Source organism: Mesorhizobium sp. WSM4819 (assembly GCF_055811215.1).
Genome location: NZ_JBVVQO010000036.1, coordinates 54,908 through 70,669, shown reverse-complemented (window position 1 = coordinate 70,669; position 15,762 = coordinate 54,908). Strand labels below are relative to the sequence as shown.

The following is a 15,762-nucleotide window of genomic DNA, read 5'->3' as shown; positions in this document are numbered from 1 at the left end:
AACCATCGGGGCAGCCGAATGCAACAACTACTTCAAAAACGCTGGATACGCTTCCGTCAAAACGTGAAACGCTCTAGGATGGGGGCGGCATACCGCGCGGGACGAACAGGTAGTTGATAACCTTGGGGTTTGCCTGCGCGGCGAGAAAGGCCCCTTCATCCTCGCAAGGCTCTAGCGCGCCTCGGTTGACTGCGAGGCACTGATACCCAGCACCAGCAACCTTATGAAACGTCTTCAGAGCATCCGGCCCGTGGTGCCTCTCAATCTCTATGAAGAGCGCCGGCCTACCGGTCCCGCTCAATGTCGCCCGCGCCCCGTCAAGAACGCTGCCCTCGTGACCCTCGACGTCAATCTTGATCAGACCGAATTTGGCACCGAGGCGTGCCAAGATGGCATCGACCGTCGTCACGGCAGTCAGGGACGTGACGAGCCGCACATTCCCCTGCGCCCTCTGAAACTAATCGACGTTGTCCTTGCCGATACTTCCGAGGCTGTGGAGAGCAGCGCCCCCCTCTGCGATCGGCACGGCGAGCTGCTCGACCCCGCTTGTGGCGCTGCACGCGGCACAGAGGACCGAAGCGCGTTCACCAAAGGCACGGCGCAGGAAGTTAGCGCGCTCTAAGTTAGGCTCTACCGCAACAACCTTGGCAAAGTGCTCAGTGAACGGCTGCGTGAAGAGGCCGGAGTTCGCGCCAATGTCTAGCGCTGCGGTGTCCTTAGGAATGTTGGACCAGACGTAACGCATCAGCGTCACAAGGTCCGCCTTGCTGTCGGCCCGCCGAAATTTCTTGCCCGCCCGCAACGCTACTGCTGTGGCGGGAAACAGACCTTCAGTTACTTCGACCAATATCCTTCGCACAATTGTGGAGCTAATATTGCATCTGCCCCGTTGGCAAGCCTTTAGATAAGGCTTGCGGAGTGCGAGGCCGATCATATGAGCATCTGAACGGGCAGGAAGATCGTCTCGTCTTCGACCAGGCAGAACGGCAGCGTCAGCAGGAACGTCACCATATCCGGTACGTGGGTGTGATACGCCCCGTCGTTCACCATGCGGACGAAGCGCGCGATGGAGGCATTGGCAGCCGTCTGCGTGTTTCAGTAAGTCCCGGACACCTTTTCCGGTAAGTCCCGGACACCGTTTTCACTAACTCCCGGACAGTGATTCCGCTAAGTCCCGGACAGTTTCCGGGGTGGATTTGACGGTCGGTTCTCGGCTGCGCCGTTCTGGCATTTTGGCTCTCTCATCATCGAACCGAGAGAGCCCATGCCAAGACGGAAGCAAGCGAGACGAACGAGCGTGAGGGATATCCGGACGATCCTGCGCCTGACCCATGAACAGGGTCTTTCGGTGCGCGAGGTGGCAGAGCGACTGAAGATCGGCAAGACCTCGCTTTCGACCTATTTACTGCGGGCGCGGGAGGCGGGGCTGTCGTGCTGGCCCCTGCCTGCGGGCTTTGACGACGATGCGGCGCTGGAACAGCGTCTGTTTCACCGAATGGGCCGTCCGCCGCAGGATCTGAGCGAGCCGGATTGGGCGCGGGTCGCCCGGGAGCTGAAGCGCGAAGGGGTGACGCTGACGCTTCTGTGGCAGGAATATCGCGCCGCCCATCCCGACGGCTACGGCTTCACCTGGTTCTGCGAGCGGTTTGCCGCCTTCCGGCAGCGGACGAGCGCCGTGTTCCGCAACCGGCATGCGGCTGGCGCGGTGATGCAGACCGACTATGCCGGGCAAACGGTGCCGGTGATCGATCCGGCGACCGGCGTCGTTCACGCCGCCCAGATCTTCGTCGCGGTGCTGGGCGCCTCCACCTGACCTTCGCCTTTGCTTTAGATTCCATGAGGAGTGAACAGCGGTCGGCGCTCTGCAAGACCGCAAAGATGCACTCACTCTTCAGGAAATGGCTATGAGTGCCGCCTACCATCCGTCTGATATGTTATGTCGACTGCGATCCGAACCGACCTCGGTGCAATTTTCCTCTAGTTGGAACTGAGCCGATCAACTTGATTGATTGCGTCTTTGTCGCCGACGGTGGTGAGAAGGTGTCGAAACATGCGGTGCCTGGCGGGAATGTCAGGGATTTGCTTCCCGGTTCGCGCATCTTCAACATTCCAACAGAAGGTACGCTCTCGAACTGGCAGCCGATTCGCCGATCGTGGCGATGAAGGCGGCAGCACTCGCCGGGTTTTGATTCCACCGCGTTCTGCAAGCCAACGGCGTTGAAGCCACGTTGTCGATGCAGCATCGATCGCTGCGTCCCGTCCCCGGAGGCGGGCCCAAGAACACACCATCCAGGCCAGTATATTCGATCTGTACGCCAAGCACGAGAACGGCCGCGACCGGCCAAGGCCGCGGAGATTATGATTTCGGCTCGTCTGCCATGATGCGCTCGATCATTTCCAGATCGCATTGGGAATCCAGGAGGAAATTGTCGAACACCGCCCTCCCAGGTCCGTACGTCTGCGAGGAACTCCTTCAGGCTCTCGGTGAAAGTAGTGATTCCCTCGTCGGTTCCGTCGTGGGCGTAGATCATTTCGCCGTAGTCGATATTGTCTGAGTTGCTGGCGATTTCCTGGAGGAGTTCGAGGTTCTCGCCGATCAGCGTTGCGAACGTATTCGATCTTGTAGACCATGGTTGGGCATGCCATCAGGCGGCCTCTTGCCGAGTGTTTCCGGCGGGCTTCCAATTCCATATGGCAGCAGTTCCGGTAGTCTGGATACGGACATGTTCGGGATCCGAGCGAGGACATCCGCCAGCCAAGCCTGAGTGCCGATGTCGTACATCTTTGCCGTAACGATCAGCGAATGAACGCACCGCGATCTCCACCGCGTTGCGATCCGGCGAAGAGCCATGCCTTTCGCCCCAGAGCGATACCGCGCAGAACGCGCTCGGCGGCATTGTTAACAAAGGCGTCAACGAGCTTGAACGTGTCCCGGTGCAGCTCGCCGAGCTTGATAAAACTCTCAAACAATCGCTCAAGGATCACGAGCTCTCCGGTTGATGACGATACCGGGCGGACTTCCGTGGTTGCTCCAACATCCTTTCATCGTTTGGCGATATTCATTGGTTCCCGACTCCGGAAAGCTGAGCAGCTACTTTGGCCTCGGGCTCAGCCCCATTTCAGCTCCGGAAACGTCGCGCCTGCACAGGTTGCCCAGTCGAAGGTGCGTGCCCGTGATTTGGCAAGAGCACCGTCGCGCTCACGCAGTTCTGCATTGGCCACATAGGTTGCTATCGCGCGGGCCATCGCGTTCACGTCCTCCGGGGGCACCAGCACACCAGTGGAGCCCATGACCTCGGGTATGCCGCCGACGGCCGTCGCTATCGAAGGACATCCTTGCGCACCGGCCTCAACCAACACTAGCCCGAAGCCCTCGATCTTTCCCTGTAGCTCTCGTGCGAACAATGTGTGGCACGCCGCACGGCGGTATAAGCGCTTTAAGTCGTCGTCGGACAGCCTACCGGTAGCGATCACTGGAACACGAGCTCGTGCCGCTTCATCCAATATCTTTGAGGCATAGGCCTGATCTTCGGCCCGTCCAGCCATCACAAAGATCGGATTGTCTAATCCGTATTCATCGCGCGCGCTCGCGATAGCCCGGACAGTTTCCAACTGGCCCTTCCGAGGCTCGATACGTCCGACTGCGCAAATGACGCTTGCAGCTTGTGGTACAGCTGCAAGTTGCGGGTGTTCAAAATTCCCATGGATTGGCTGAAACCACATGGGATCCACGCCGAGATACGTGACGACACCCTTCCGGGGCATTCCAAAACTTTCGGAAAAGATCCGCAGCGTCGCATGTGAGTTGGCGAAAACGACCTCTGCTCCTTCGTAGGCGCGGCGTACAAACCGAAAAAGGATGGAATCGGTCCTGAATTTGCTGACTTCGCTGCCATGAATCATCGCTCGATACCCTCTGCGATGGAACGGTCGTAGCACAAATGTCACAAGTACACTGCGTATGTCGGCGGCCAAAAACAACCTGTCCTTAGGAACGTTGCGCAGAATAGAAAGCGCCCGCAGCGCCCCGAATGGAGAAATTTGATGATGCCGCAGAATGCGATGGGTATCCGGCTCCTGGGGAACGGCAGGAAGGTCAGGATAGGCAGGCGCTATGACGGTCGCAGCGTGGCCGCCAGCACGAACGATGTCGACCAACCGTCCGGCGTATGTTCCGATGCCACCAGGAAATGGATGATATTCGTACGTCATCAGGATGATGCCGTGCGGAGGCTGAGATATCATGGGTCAAGAACTCCCAATGCCGCCCGCCTCGCCTTTAGCCGATGAGGGGATACTGTAGGCGGGCCGAGAAAACAGTCCCGCGATGATCAGCGATGCCATGCTCTGCAATTGCATGCGTTCAACTGATCGGCGAATCGCAGAAAACCGGGCCGCTTCGCTACTGTCGCCAAGCAACTTTGGTTTCCCAGTTTGCGCGCCCGATCTAATAGACGCCACGTAACGGTTGCGAGCCCGCGGCGCCGGGCTGCGTGCGTGGCGCGTTCCGGTCAGCCCCTCGGCGTCAACCCGCAGCAGATACTCCATCGCCGTGATGCCTATCTGCTCAAGACAAACAATGCCTGCTCCACAACTAGGCCTGGTAATACTGATGATAACGTTCACTGTAAAATTCGGCGCTGCCGAACTTTTGATACCGCTTGATTCTTCTGATATCGACTTTGTTAAGCAGAACGCCGATGCATTTATCCGCCAGGATCGGGTTGTTGTTGAGAATTTCGCGCACGAATGTACGAGCGGTCACACCCCATTCAACAACCAGAACAAGGCCGTCGAGGTGCTGGACAAAGGACCTCACGTCCGCGACTGGAGCCAACGGGGGCAAATCAACGACGACGTAATTGAACATAGGGCCCACCTTGAGCAGAAAGTCGCCCATTTTCTCGATAGGCTGCACGGCGTTTGCGAGCTTTCGTTGGCTCTGGTTCACGCCGGGCAGGAACCTCAATGGCAATGACTGATGGGCCAGCAAGTCTCTCGGATTGAATTCTCCAGCCAACAAATTGGCCAGGCCTCGTTCCCAGCCGTTGGCTAACATAGGGGACAAGCCAGGATTGTGGATATCGGCATCGATCAACAACGTCTTACAACGCTGCATAGCAAGAACCATTGCTAAATTAGCAGCGACCAGAGACTTCCCTTCTCCCGGGAGGCAAGAAACGATGCCGAGCACCTTGGTGCCCTTGCTTGGTAACTCGACGTCAACAGCGACTTTCACAGTTCGCATCGCTTCAGCGAATTCCGAGCGCGGATGTTGCTCTACCCAGTTGAAAGCGCTGTTCCCCACCTCGATGAATGACGGCTCTCCGGCCGCACGATCGTGCTTGTTTCGGCGAATTGGCTTCCCGTCCAGCAAAGGGATCATTCCGAGCGTCTGAAGTCCGAGCTCATCGCGCACTTGAGCCGTCGTGCGGAAAAAGCGCTCCCGGTACTCCCGAATTCCGCCCACACCGGCGCCAACCATGCCGGCGAGCACGACGCAGAACGCCAACGTAAGACTGCTGTTCGGAGAACTCGGTCCGCTGGGGATTGGTGGCTCCGAGATGGTCCGCGCCTCCGTCAACGCCACCGAAAGGTTCTGCAGGCTCGCTTGGTAATGCTGCAGGACCTGTTCATATTGCGACTTGAGAGAGGACGCCTCAAGTTCGAACTGGCGCAAGGTAACCAGCGTTTCCTTGGTCAGCGTATTGTCTGTTCGGAACCTGTGGATTGCGAGCTCGGCATCGACCGATCGCTTCCGCACCGTCTCGAGCTCTTCCGCCAGTGCGCCGCGAGCTCGGATAATCGACTCGTCTTTGGCTCCGACTTGGTCAGAAATATAGATTTCTGCATACTTACTGGCTATTTTTTGCGCCATTTCGGCGCTAGGCGACCGAAATTGGACTTCCAGAATGTAAGAATCCCCTACGCGCTCTACCGTTATATTCTCAGCCAGAATGCCAAATGCCTGCCATCGAGGATCGGATCCTCGCACGGCACTCGATTTTTCGGGCGCTCCGCTTGCTTCGGAACTGCCGATGAATGGCCACCGAGCGACCGATCCTGTGAGACTGTTGAGCAAAGAATATGGCGCTGACAAGAAAGAGCGATCGGTAGCAAGACCGAGGCTGTCAACGACCTTTAGCCCGATGCGGTCGGAAAGCAATAATTCGACCTGACTCAGCATCATCGGGTCAAGCTGTGCGGAGCTTCCGGTCTCTGTTAACTGCGTCACGACGGATGGCTGGTTCTTGTCGATCAGGATTCTGGCGGTCGACTCGTACAAGGGCACCTCGGCCCAAAGATACGCCAGCCCCAGCACAAGTCCTGCGAGCGCGCATGTAAGGACGAACCTCAACTGCCGTTGCGCAGCCGCCACGAGTGTTTCGAGATCAATCGTTCCCCACTGAGGATCGCCGAATGTGAAGGCAGAATCCGGGTGCTTTTCAACTTCGCGGAGCATAAGCCTTCAAACCCGTGGGACGAGACTTGCAGTGCATTGGTAGTTACAAACACCATACCACATTATCTGACTGAATGTCTGCAAATTCAGTATCGGCGCCCGCGGAGCACAGGCGCACCGCTCGGGGCGGGCATCAGCCCGCTCTTCTCCAAAGGCGCAACTCCTAACCTCGATGCAATAAACGAAACCTCACGCGGCCCATGCTCCGACTGCCGCAATTCCGCTGCATGTCGTAAGCTCCAATTGAAGGAAGAAATTGAGTCGTATTGCCAAATGGCAAAACATCTGAGCAAGAGATTCCGGGGTCAGGTTGAGCCTGTCCTGCGGGAAACGGGAATGGCTCGTCGATCACGGACGCGCGATAACGATCACCACAAGGGTCCTGCGCGCATCTGGCACCTCGCGGAAAGCCTCTCCGGTGCCCGAATAAGACAGGCTGCAGTCACATTTTGTTTCGTGGTGTGGGGTGTCATCTTGCTGATCGTCCTGCTCTAGCAGCCAGAGTCTATAAAGGCGGAGAGTGGCCCGTCTCACTTGCTAAGTGGCTCGGCAGTTGCTCCCTTTCGGACTCATCGCGCGATGTGTGACTTCGGAATCACCGAGTCTTTGGTTACCGAGCGGCGGCGCACCAGCAGCATGACAGCAACAAAGTACCCGATCTGTACCAAGATCCCACAAATTAGCGTTTGGACAAACGTGCTCCAGAGGGAGGCGGTGAGCAAATATGTACTGATGGCGAATACCAACAGTACTATGATAAGGCCTCGCAAAAAAAGCAAAAAAGACATCGTCCCACTCGCAGCCGCTGGTGTGACGCGCTTCTTGGCTATCCAGGCCTCAGCGCGTTAACCATCATAACATATCGGAACGGGTCAGAGCGACCGATATATATTAGAGGATGCGAATAAATGCACCCAACCTGTGCCAGGACGATTGCTTCCAGGCGCGACCAACTCCCGTTCGGTGGCCAAGAGAGGCTTGCCACACGGACTGGCCATGCCGTTGTTCAGAGCGTAAATTCGCCTCAAAAGAATGGCATTGTGAGAAAGGTCTGCGTCGATGTCATGCTCAAGCATTGCGGGGTGAAGCGAATGTTGAATAGATCGGTGCGCTGGATGCGGGCAGGCAGCTGCGCTGCACTCACATGCATGTTTTTGTTGTTTGCATACGCGATTCCGTCGAATGGCCTTGCCCTAGCAGAGGAGCACAATGTCGGCGAGTACCGTCTGCAGACTGGCGACGTGATCGGCTTCGCTGTCATAGGCTATCCCGAGATGCAAAAGCGAGCTGTGATCGACCAAAGCGGTGTAATCGTGTTGCCGGTCCTAGGCCCCCTAAACGTTCTCGGGAAGACAGTAGCGGATGTTCGCAAGGAGGCAATTGAGGTTTTAAAACCAAAATCCCTTCCGCAACGATCCGCCGACGGCACTGAGACTTGGACTGGTTTTTATCCGGATCAGATTGTAGTTGATATTGAGGAATACCGACCCGTCTATATTGACGGGGACATTGCCTCTCCTGGGATTCAGGCCTTCAGACCAGGAATGACTGTCCGACAAGCTGTGGCGACTGGCGGCGGCTACGGTCACGGTGGGCTTCAAAACCCTGAAATGACAGCAGCGGGCCTTGGCGGCCGCCTCCACATTGTGCGCATCAAGTACCAGGAAAACGAAATCAAGGCTGCTCGCATAGAGGCGCAGCTGAGCGGCGCCAGAGTGATTGAGGTCCCGGACGCAGAACGTGACCCGAGCCTCGAACCTCGTCGCGACGAAGCTTTGCAGCAGGAGGGGAAGCATCTTGAAGCTGTCTATGCGGATCAGGAGAAGGAGCGCGCTTCAATTAAGTTGGCCGCAACCAAGGCGGAGGAACGAATGGGCTACCTGAAGGAGCAGCAGAAGGCGGATCAAGCGGGCGCAGCCGCAGATGCGGCGGAAGTCGATCGCCTCAAGAAGCTCTTCGAAAAAGGTCTGATCCCGATCACGAGCGTCAACGCTGCTCAACGCGCAGTGCTCTTGTCAGCGACCCGCGCTTTGCAAACCAACGCTGAGATCGCTCGACTTGAACGCGACCAAGGGGATTTGCAGCGCAGTCTTGATAAGCTTATCGACCAGAGTCGAATTGACCTGTTGGCTGACTTGCAGACTGAACGCGCGGCGATGAACCAAATGCGCGCTGAGATGGATTCATTGACCAAACAAATCGCCTACGTGATGCAGATGCGCAGCGAGCTTGTAGGCCGAATTACGATCGGTGTAACCCGCTCCACTGACGGACAGGCAGCGACGACCGAGGCGACTGAAGATACTCTGCTTGCTCCGGGTGACACCATCACAATTACGCTGGAGGCCCCACCAGGGGCGGCGGTCGCGGATTAAACAATTAAATATTGTATAGAGGCGGCGCGTAGTTGCACGGGTCCTATGGAAATGTGGTCCGGGCCAAGATCGTTCTGGTGGCCGCTCAGGCTCCGGGCAGAGACGTGATTGCCGCGTGCGCCGCCAAAGCCTGGCATCAAGCATCTAGCTTCAACAGCTCCGGCTCGGTACGTCCGAACAGGGACGCGCTCACCTCTCTAGATAAGTCTTTTCGTAAAGAGGCCGAGACTCGGCGTTTCGCATCCGTTTCACTCGAACCTTGATCCAGCGAGGAACCAGCCCCCGGCAGCAGACGTCGACCGTATGAGGCAGACGTGAAATGGCCGTGCGCGGCTCCAGGACAAAGAGCTTCTTCGACAGGTACCAGGCTGCGGAAGGCCGCCCTTGAATCAAAGCCTTCACGGCAAGCCCATTGATCGTGTCAAGCAGATGGGCATTGAGATCGCTCCCAAATTGCGGATATTTCTCGCGAAACTCGGCTAGAACAATTTCATACGAACGAAACATCTGCATGACATCGCTCGACATGTTGCCGATCGTCCTCCGGTAACCCACAAGATGTTGGGGCACGACACGAAACTCGTAATTCTCCGCTATTCTGAGGCACATTAGAAGATCTTCGCAGCCTTGTGCGTTCCTCGCCCTCAGGGAAGGATCAAACTGTCCCGCCCGCTCGAATGCGGAGCGACGTACAAGCATCGAACTTCCGTTACCGACAAAGTTGTTTCTGCACATGCGTTGCAGCACGCGACCCTCAGCATCGGGCTGTTTGAAGGAAAATATCCGATCGTCCTCGTCGATCTCCGCAAACCAGCAATATGCCAGGCCAGCTGTCGAGCCTCCTTCCTGCAGGACGCGCAGTTGCAGTGCGATTTTGGATGGAGCCCAAAGATCATCCGCGTCCACGAACGCTAGAAACTCCGCATCGGTGGCAGCGGCGCCGCTGTTGCGTGCGTGCGCAACACCCGCGTTCGGCTGCCTGAAAAGGCGTATACGCCGATCTTGCTCGGCATAGGCGGCCACAATTGACGCGGACCGGTCCGTCGACCCATCATCCACTACGACAATGTCCAGCGCTTGGTGGCTCTGCTGGCAGATGCTGGTCAGCGTCGGGAGAATGGTTCTCTCGGCATTGAACATGGGCACCACGACGCCTATCACAGTGGCATTGTGCTGGCTCATTTGCCTTCGTCTTTTCTCACGACGTGGTAAAATGGCATATCAGGGCCGGTAGTTCCATCAGAATTCACTACTTTAGCTGATGGAGGATTCAACCACGACGGCCGAGCGGCAAGGCAGAGGTCGCGGCGCGTTTCACTCAGCACTCCTGGAAGTGATAAAGTAGCGGCCTCCAGACTTTAGCTGGATAATTGGGAACTCCGATCGTGTAGGTGAGTGAGGAACCTTCCGAACCGCCCGTCGCGGCATGCCGCAGCCGAAGCCATGCAGCAGGCGCTGCATCGGTGAAACAGGCGCCCATTAATACAACGACAACGCGCCGGTCGAGATCGCCGGCTGCCCACGCTTCAGCCGTTCATCGTTCAATCACCGCGATTCAGGACATATCGTTATGGCGACATGGCACCGGATCTCCAGGGCCGCCGAGGATATCTATCAAGATGCAACGCCAAAATTACCTCCGGTCGCCGTGTGCCACCCGCAACTGGAAACGATGGCGGGCGTTGCTGTGACGAACAGGATATAAGCCTAACTGGCAGCAAGCCTGGTTGAAGAAAGCCCGACGGTCATGAAGCCAATGAACGAAGAGCATCTCGCAGTGCTACGCAGGCACATGGTCGAGATGATTGCAATCCATACCGACCTTGCAAGCGAGGAGCTCGGCAAGGCGGCGCTCGATGAACGGGTGATGGCAGCGATGCAGCAGGTGCCGCGCCATCTGTTCGTGCCAAGCTCGGTCGCGCCTTATGCCTACCAGGACATGCCACTGCCGATCGGCTTCGACAAAACCGTCTCGCAGCCGTTCATCGTCGCGCTCATGACCGATCTCCTTGCTCTCCAACCGCACGAGGCGGTGCTCGAGATCGGCACCGGCCTGGGCTACCAAACCGCAATCCTCGCGGAACTCGCCGGGCACGTTTGGAGCGTCGAAATCATCGAGGAATTCGCAAGCCATGCCGAGGCTCTGCTGCAGGACCTCGGTCTATCCAATGTCAGCATTCGTGTCGGGGACGGGTCTCGCGGCTGGCCCGAGCACGCCCCATTCGACAAGATCCTGGTCAGCGTCGCGGCGGGGCGGGCGCCGCCGGCTTTGCTTGAACAGCTCAAGCCGGGGGGCCGCCTGGTTATGCCTGTAGGCCCTGAACAAGGGCAGTTGCTGACGGTCATCGACAAGGGTTCGGCAGGACAACTGAAGACCCGCAAAATCATCCCGGTTCGCTTCAGCCGGCTCGAAACGGTCTAACGAAGGGTGCGGACATCCGGCACGCAGGGAGCGCCGGGCCGCCTCATCCTTATGGGATTTCGCCGTCTCACGGCTGCTTCGCGTCGGCTCGTTTGAGCATCGCAAATGCGCGATTGATCCGTTGCAGCGCTGTCGCGTTGGCCACGAGTGCGTACAGCGCGAACCCGCCCGTCAGAATCCAGGGCGAAGCGGCGCCCATGGCGGTCGCCAAGCCGTCGGCGACCAACAGCACGCAAATAAAAACCAGGCGTTCCATCCGTTCGAAGAAATCCGGCCACGCGTGGTTTTCTATGGGGATTTCGATCGCCGTCCGCGCCTTGGCGTAGCTGGTGAGGATACCGCCGGCGAACGCGAGCATGGCGATTGCCCACAGGTCGGCGACCCAGCCTATTGCCGCAAACACGGCGAATTCCTGATAACGGTCGGCCATGGCGTCGAAATAGCCACCCGCCTTGGTGCTCAGATGTCTGCGACGGGCAACCGCCCCGTCGAGCGCGTCGAAGGTGAAGGCAAACGCCAGGCAAAGGCCAAAGGCAAGGCTCGACTGGTGGTACAGATAGGCGGCGCATGACAGGGCGACGAGCACCAGCCCGCCTGACGTAACCTGGTTCGGGGTCATGCCGATCCCGATCAGCGGAGCGGCGGCGTGCTCCCATAGCGGGTCGATACGGCGTTTCATGAGACCGGCGATCATGATGACTTGGCTCCTCTGACGATGTCGACGTTTAACCGGCAAATTGAGGGTTCGTTCCAGCCGGTCGGCGCCGATCGAGGCGGTCAGCGCAATGTTCGTCTGTGTCCGCTGTCGCAAATCGACTGGCGGTCTAAGCGTCGCGGCCTGACCGGGTCACGCCCGAGGGCATGCTTTTGCGCGACCGCATTAGCGGAAGTAACCGGAAAGACTGATACAACGCATATCCGCAATTCACCGGGAAGCCGTTCGAAACGCCATGCGTAAATTACTGCCTAAGCTTGCTTACCTGCTCGCGACCTCTGCCGGCGCGGGATTATCTCCGCTATGGCCGGGCACGGCCGGCGCCGGCGTCGGAGTGGCTGTTGCCGCGGTCCTGATACCTGCATCGCCTTGGCTGATCGGGCTCGCCTACATGGCCTTGTTCGCGGTGGGCGTATGGGCGTCGGCGCATGTCGTCTCCCATACCAGGACGGAGGATCCGCAGATCGTCGTCATCGACGAGACCTTCGGCACCGCCGCAACGCTTTCCATGCTGCCGCTGGACCCGGTCTGGTGGGCAGCAGGTTTCCTTGCTTTCCGGTTTTTCGACGTCGCCAAGCCTTGGCCCATCGGCGTCGTGCATGAGAAGGTAAGGGGTGGACTCGGCATCATGCTGGACGACGCGGCTGCGGCTGTCTTCGCCGGGGCGACGCTGCTTTTGCTGAACGATTTGATTCACCGTTTGCCGTAAGGAGGACATCTCAGTCTTCACCTGCCACCCAGCGCGAAAACAGACCTCTTCACTAAAATCTGCCGGAGCAGCGCTAGACCGCAGCGTCGCGCGGCCGCGCCAAATCGTTCGTTCCCTCCGGATCCGGCGCCTGGCCATAGCTCATCTTCTTCATCTGCTCGATCACCCGCGCCATCTCCTCGTCGGAAAGGACCGGCGGCTCGCCAAGGCTAAGCGCCTGGACATACATGCGCGACAGGGTTTCGACCTCGTTCGCCAGCCACAACGCGGCCTCCATGGTCTTGCCGAGCGAAATCTGGCCGTGCTGGCCGAGCAGGCAGGCGAGGCGATCCTTGAGTGCAACCAAGGCATTGTCGGACAAGGCCTGCGTGCCAAAGGTTGCGTACTCCGCGCAGCGGATGGTCGTACCGCCCGCCACCCCTGTCATATAATGGAAGCTCGGGATCGTCTTGTGATGGCAGGCCAGCGTCGTGGCGTAGAGCGAGTGGCAATGCAGCACGACCTCGATCTCCTTCCGCTCCCTCAAAATATCACGGTGGAAGCGCCACTCCGAGGAGGGCCGTCTGCCGACATAGGTGCCGTCAAAGCCCATCTCGACGATGTCTTCGGGCGTCATCGTTTCGTAGGGCAGCGACGAGGGCGTGATCAGGAAACCGTCGCTAGAGCGCACCGACAAATTGCCGGCATTGCCCTGGTTGATACCGCTAGAGTTCATCCGGCGGCAAACATCCACCATTTCGCGGCGCAAAGCGCTGTCATCAGTCATCGATTGTTCCTTTGCTGGTCTTGCGCTGTTGCAAGTTGTTTCGCTTCGCCAGGTCGCGCCACCGCTGTGCATAGGCTGCGAGCGTCTCACGATCGCCGGCAAAGGCAGTCGGCAGGCTGACTGCGATCGGAGCCGGCGTGTCACGCGTTTCATGTTCGCCAAGTAGCGCCGCACCCGAGGCGGTGCCATAGGAGTCGAGGTTGTAGACCGTTTCGGCGTTTGGCCGTAGTGCGGCAACCAGTGTGGCGTAGAGCGGGTCTCGCAGGAAGGTGCCATCCAATGCAACCAGCCCGTTTTCGTTCAGCGCATCGATACATTCTACCGTCAGCAGCGCGGCGTAGAGCACCGCGAGCGCCTTGCGCTCTGCAGGGGGTTCTGCAGGCGGCCCTTCAAACCGGCCGCGCCCGGCACTGCCTGGAAACAGGCCGTCATCGTCGCCGAACGACGGCAATGCGAAGGTGCCGCGCTCAATCAGCAAACTGACCAGCGCAGCGTCGGCTGCAGTTCCTTCTTGCCCCTGCCCTGCCACATGACTGAACTCTCGTCCGCCCATGGTCAAAACGCCGCCGACCGGGCGTCCTGTCACATCGCTGTTCAGCACCATTCCGCGATTTTCATCGAGGCGGTCGAGAGGTGTCGCCGCGCACATTCCGACAATCCAGGTTCCGGTAGAGATCACGCAGGCGTCGTGCATGCCTGCCGCCTGATAGCGGTAGAGGTTCAGGCTGCTGTCGTGGCCGCCGGTCAGGACAGAGAGCTCTTCCGGTATGCCGTGCCGGCGCGCCAGATCGTGCCGGATTGGCCCCAGCCTCTCCCAGGCCGGATGGAATGGTGGCATGAGGCGCTGCCATCCCTGCCCCGCCACAATGGGCGACCACTGCTTGCGCACATTGTTCCACAGATGGGATTGCGCCGAGAGGATCGTCGTTTCGGCCGATGGCACGCCTGACAGCCGCCAGGCCCAATATTGAGGCAAGCCCAGATACCAACGAGCTTGAGCGACGCGCTCCAAATCAACCTGCTGCATCCAGTACAGCTGGCGCGCCTGGTGGGCAGCCTTCAGCATGATCGCGCTGCCGCGATCGAAGAAATCGCCCGAAAGCGGTGCGTAGCCTTCGCGAATTGCAGGCGGCAAATCCTGCTCGTAGTCAATCATCGGCAGGGCACAAGTCTCGTCGGGATCTGCGTTCACCAAGACCCCTGCGGAGCCATGTCCGGTGCCGACCAGCTTTTCCAGCGGATGGTGTCGGCACAAAGTGGCGAGCGAGCCGAACAGCCAGTCGCTAATGCCGTTGAGATCGTGCTGCCGCCAAGGTGGACCGGGCCGCACTTCGTTGTGGACAGAGAGGCTCTCCACGAGAACGCCGTCGAGCGTCATTGCGGAGAGCTTTATGTTGGTCTTGCCGACATCGAAGACGGCGATCCTTGCGCCGTCCGCCTTCTGCCCGTCACCCATCGTCTCAGATCAGACCGTATTGGCGAGCCTTGTTGCGCAGGAACGGCAAGCCATTGCCCATCACTTCGGCCTCGTCCTTGGCAACCGGCCGCCAGACCGAGAGGCCGTAGGAGACTTCCGGCGGCATGTTGATGAAGCTTTCCATGGCCAGTCCGCCCTTGAAGCCGATCGCCGCCAGCGTCGCGTAGATCTCGTCCCAGGGGCAGTTGCCGGTGCCTGGTGTGCCGCGATCACTCTCAGACAAGTGGATGTACTTCAGGTGGTCGCGGGCAGCCAGAATGCCGTTGGCGGCCCCCTTCTCCTCGATGTTCATATGGTAGGTGTCGAGATGAACAAAAATGTTGTCGGCCCCGACTTTCTCGACCATCCAGACGGCCTGCGCGCCGGTGTTGATCAAATGGTTCTCGTAGCGGTTCACCGCCTCGATTCCGAGCTCGATGCCGCGCTTCTTGGCGTGCTTGGCGGCGACGGTCAGCACGTGGGCGATATTGTCGTATTCCTTTTCGGTCGGTGGCAGGCCGGTGCGTTCGCCGATACCGCCAAAAATCACGCCGGAAAGCGCCAACGCGCCCATTTCCGCAGTCTTGTCGATCGCCACTTCGAGATGTTCGATGGCGGCATCCGGCCGCACCGAGGCCCAGGCGCGCTCCGGCAGGCCAAGCGAGCAAACGGCAGGAAGATTGTGCTTTTCGAGCAAGGCGCGTGTGTGCGCGGCATCGACCGCCGGCGCGTTCAGAAGCGCGATCTCGATAAAGTCCATCCCGTATTTGACGGAAGCCGCGATCGCCTTCTCCGCGCCGGCCCGGTCCCAGTTCATCGTCCACATCGAGGTGTGGACCCCAAAACCATGCATCTG

General features: G+C 58.9%; 14 protein-coding genes and 3 pseudogenes. 4 read left to right on the top strand and 13 right to left on the bottom strand.

The genetic code is table 11. The features are described from left to right. Nucleotides 1-73: 73 nt before the first annotated feature. Together AC0L18_RS25970 and AC0L18_RS25965 are read right to left on the bottom strand one after the other, a co-directional pair. Nucleotides 74-436, bottom strand: a complete 363-nt coding sequence (locus AC0L18_RS25970) for an FkbM family methyltransferase (protein ID WP_473494772.1) — start codon at nt 434-436, stop codon at nt 74-76. A 21-nt stretch (nt 437-457) separates the two neighbouring features. Beyond that, nucleotides 458-847, bottom strand: coding sequence for a class I SAM-dependent methyltransferase (locus AC0L18_RS25965; RefSeq protein ID WP_473494771.1), 390 nt, complete (start codon nt 845-847; stop codon nt 458-460). Between the two features lie 417 nt (nt 848-1,264). Between AC0L18_RS25965 and AC0L18_RS25960 the strand changes: the two are divergent. Beyond that, nucleotides 1,265-1,807 (top strand): annotated as a pseudogene (locus AC0L18_RS25960) (IS21 family transposase); the annotation flags it as partial. Nucleotides 1,808-2,356: 549 nt separating this feature from the next. On the opposite strand, the pseudogene AC0L18_RS25955 reads toward AC0L18_RS25960, so the two are convergent. The 6 genes and pseudogenes from AC0L18_RS25955 to AC0L18_RS25930 all read right to left on the bottom strand — a co-directional run bounded on the left by AC0L18_RS25955 (nt 2,357) and on the right by AC0L18_RS25930 (nt 7,251). Further along, a pseudogene (locus AC0L18_RS25955) lies at nt 2,357-2,646 on the bottom strand (hypothetical protein). Next, nucleotides 2,646-2,901: pseudogene (locus tag AC0L18_RS25950) on the bottom strand (transposase domain-containing protein); the annotation flags it as partial. The pseudogenes AC0L18_RS25950 and AC0L18_RS25955, both read right to left, overlap by 1 nt. A 207-nt stretch (nt 2,902-3,108) precedes the next feature. Continuing rightward, nucleotides 3,109-4,245: a glycosyltransferase family 4 protein gene (locus AC0L18_RS25945; RefSeq protein ID WP_473494770.1), complete on the bottom strand. Its 1,137-nt coding sequence runs from the start codon at nt 4,243-4,245 to the stop codon at nt 3,109-3,111. Nucleotides 4,246-4,248: 3 nt separating this feature from the next. Further along, nucleotides 4,249-4,548 carry a hypothetical protein gene (locus AC0L18_RS25940; RefSeq protein WP_473494769.1) on the bottom strand — a complete coding sequence of 100 codons (300 nt, stop codon included), beginning with the start codon at nt 4,546-4,548 and terminating at the stop codon, nt 4,249-4,251. 46 nt (nt 4,549-4,594) lie between these two features. Then, nucleotides 4,595-6,463 carry a Wzz/FepE/Etk N-terminal domain-containing protein gene (locus tag AC0L18_RS25935; protein WP_473494768.1) on the bottom strand — a complete coding sequence of 623 codons (1,869 nt, stop codon included), beginning with the start codon at nt 6,461-6,463 and terminating at the stop codon, nt 4,595-4,597. A 569-nt stretch (nt 6,464-7,032) separates the two neighbouring features. Continuing rightward, entirely contained in the window at nt 7,033-7,251 is a 219-nt protein-coding gene (locus AC0L18_RS25930; RefSeq protein ID WP_473494767.1) for an exopolysaccharide production repressor protein, read from the bottom strand. 252 nt (nt 7,252-7,503) lie between these two features. Between AC0L18_RS25930 and AC0L18_RS25925 the strand changes: the two genes are divergently transcribed. Next, nucleotides 7,504-8,838, top strand: coding sequence for a polysaccharide biosynthesis/export family protein (locus tag AC0L18_RS25925; protein ID WP_473494766.1), 1,335 nt, complete (start codon nt 7,504-7,506; stop codon nt 8,836-8,838). Nucleotides 8,839-9,027: 189 nt separating this feature from the next. Here AC0L18_RS25925 and AC0L18_RS25920 read toward each other — a convergent pair whose 3' ends face one another. Continuing rightward, complete coding sequence (locus AC0L18_RS25920; RefSeq protein WP_473494765.1) at nt 9,028-10,020, bottom strand: glycosyltransferase family 2 protein; 993 nt, start codon at nt 10,018-10,020, stop codon at nt 9,028-9,030. 565 nt (nt 10,021-10,585) lie between these two features. Here AC0L18_RS25920 and AC0L18_RS25915 point away from each other — a divergent pair. Continuing rightward, nucleotides 10,586-11,260 (top strand): protein-L-isoaspartate(D-aspartate) O-methyltransferase, encoded by a 675-nt coding sequence (locus AC0L18_RS25915; protein WP_473494764.1) that lies wholly within the window; start codon nt 10,586-10,588, stop codon nt 11,258-11,260. A 67-nt stretch (nt 11,261-11,327) separates the two neighbouring features. Here AC0L18_RS25915 and AC0L18_RS25910 read toward each other — a convergent pair whose 3' ends face one another. Beyond that, entirely contained in the window at nt 11,328-11,954 is a 627-nt protein-coding gene (locus AC0L18_RS25910; RefSeq protein ID WP_473494763.1) for a CDP-alcohol phosphatidyltransferase family protein, read from the bottom strand. A gap of 256 nt (nt 11,955-12,210) precedes the next feature. Here AC0L18_RS25910 and AC0L18_RS25905 point away from each other — a divergent pair, with 256 nt between their 5' ends. Continuing rightward, nucleotides 12,211-12,684, top strand: a complete 474-nt coding sequence (locus AC0L18_RS25905; protein ID WP_473494762.1) for a phosphatidylglycerophosphatase A family protein — start codon at nt 12,211-12,213, stop codon at nt 12,682-12,684. A 73-nt stretch (nt 12,685-12,757) separates the two neighbouring features. On the opposite strand, the gene AC0L18_RS25900 is transcribed toward AC0L18_RS25905, so the two are convergent. Genes AC0L18_RS25900 through AC0L18_RS25890 form a run of 3 tightly spaced genes read right to left on the bottom strand, consistent with a single transcriptional unit; the run spans nt 12,758 to nt 15,759 of the window. After that, on the bottom strand, nt 12,758-13,450 hold the full coding sequence (locus AC0L18_RS25900; protein ID WP_473494760.1) for a class II aldolase/adducin family protein: 693 nt from the start codon (nt 13,448-13,450) through the stop codon (nt 12,758-12,760). Continuing rightward, complete coding sequence (locus AC0L18_RS25895; RefSeq protein WP_473494759.1) at nt 13,443-14,906, bottom strand: FGGY family carbohydrate kinase; 1,464 nt, start codon at nt 14,904-14,906, stop codon at nt 13,443-13,445. Before AC0L18_RS25895 ends, AC0L18_RS25900 begins: the two co-directional genes overlap by 8 nt. Before the next feature lie 4 nt (nt 14,907-14,910). Then, nucleotides 14,911-15,759 carry a sugar phosphate isomerase/epimerase family protein gene (locus AC0L18_RS25890; protein ID WP_023799537.1) on the bottom strand — a complete coding sequence of 283 codons (849 nt, stop codon included), beginning with the start codon at nt 15,757-15,759 and terminating at the stop codon, nt 14,911-14,913. Nucleotides 15,760-15,762: the final 3 nt, after the last annotated feature.

Excerpts from the sequence above, each read along its gene's own strand:
- AC0L18_RS25945 (WP_473494770.1), bottom strand. The coding sequence starts at position 4,245 with ATGATATCTCAGCCTCCGCACGGCATCATCCTGATGACGTACGAATAT.
- AC0L18_RS25940 (WP_473494769.1), bottom strand. The coding sequence starts at position 4,548 with ATGGAGTATCTGCTGCGGGTTGACGCCGAGGGGCTGACCGGAACGCGC.
- AC0L18_RS25935 (WP_473494768.1), bottom strand. The coding sequence starts at position 6,463 with ATGCTCCGCGAAGTTGAAAAGCACCCGGATTCTGCCTTCACATTCGGC.
- AC0L18_RS25930 (WP_473494767.1), bottom strand. The coding sequence starts at position 7,251 with ATGTCTTTTTTGCTTTTTTTGCGAGGCCTTATCATAGTACTGTTGGTA.
- AC0L18_RS25920 (WP_473494765.1), bottom strand. The coding sequence starts at position 10,020 with ATGAGCCAGCACAATGCCACTGTGATAGGCGTCGTGGTGCCCATGTTC.
- AC0L18_RS25915 (WP_473494764.1), top strand. The coding sequence starts at position 10,586 with ATGAAGCCAATGAACGAAGAGCATCTCGCAGTGCTACGCAGGCACATG.
- AC0L18_RS25910 (WP_473494763.1), bottom strand. The coding sequence starts at position 11,954 with ATGATCGCCGGTCTCATGAAACGCCGTATCGACCCGCTATGGGAGCAC.
- AC0L18_RS25905 (WP_473494762.1), top strand. The coding sequence starts at position 12,211 with ATGCGTAAATTACTGCCTAAGCTTGCTTACCTGCTCGCGACCTCTGCC.
- AC0L18_RS25900 (WP_473494760.1), bottom strand. The coding sequence starts at position 13,450 with ATGACTGATGACAGCGCTTTGCGCCGCGAAATGGTGGATGTTTGCCGC.
- AC0L18_RS25895 (WP_473494759.1), bottom strand. The coding sequence starts at position 14,906 with ATGGGTGACGGGCAGAAGGCGGACGGCGCAAGGATCGCCGTCTTCGAT.
- AC0L18_RS25890 (WP_023799537.1), bottom strand. The coding sequence starts at position 15,759 with ATGCATGGTTTTGGGGTCCACACCTCGATGTGGACGATGAACTGGGAC.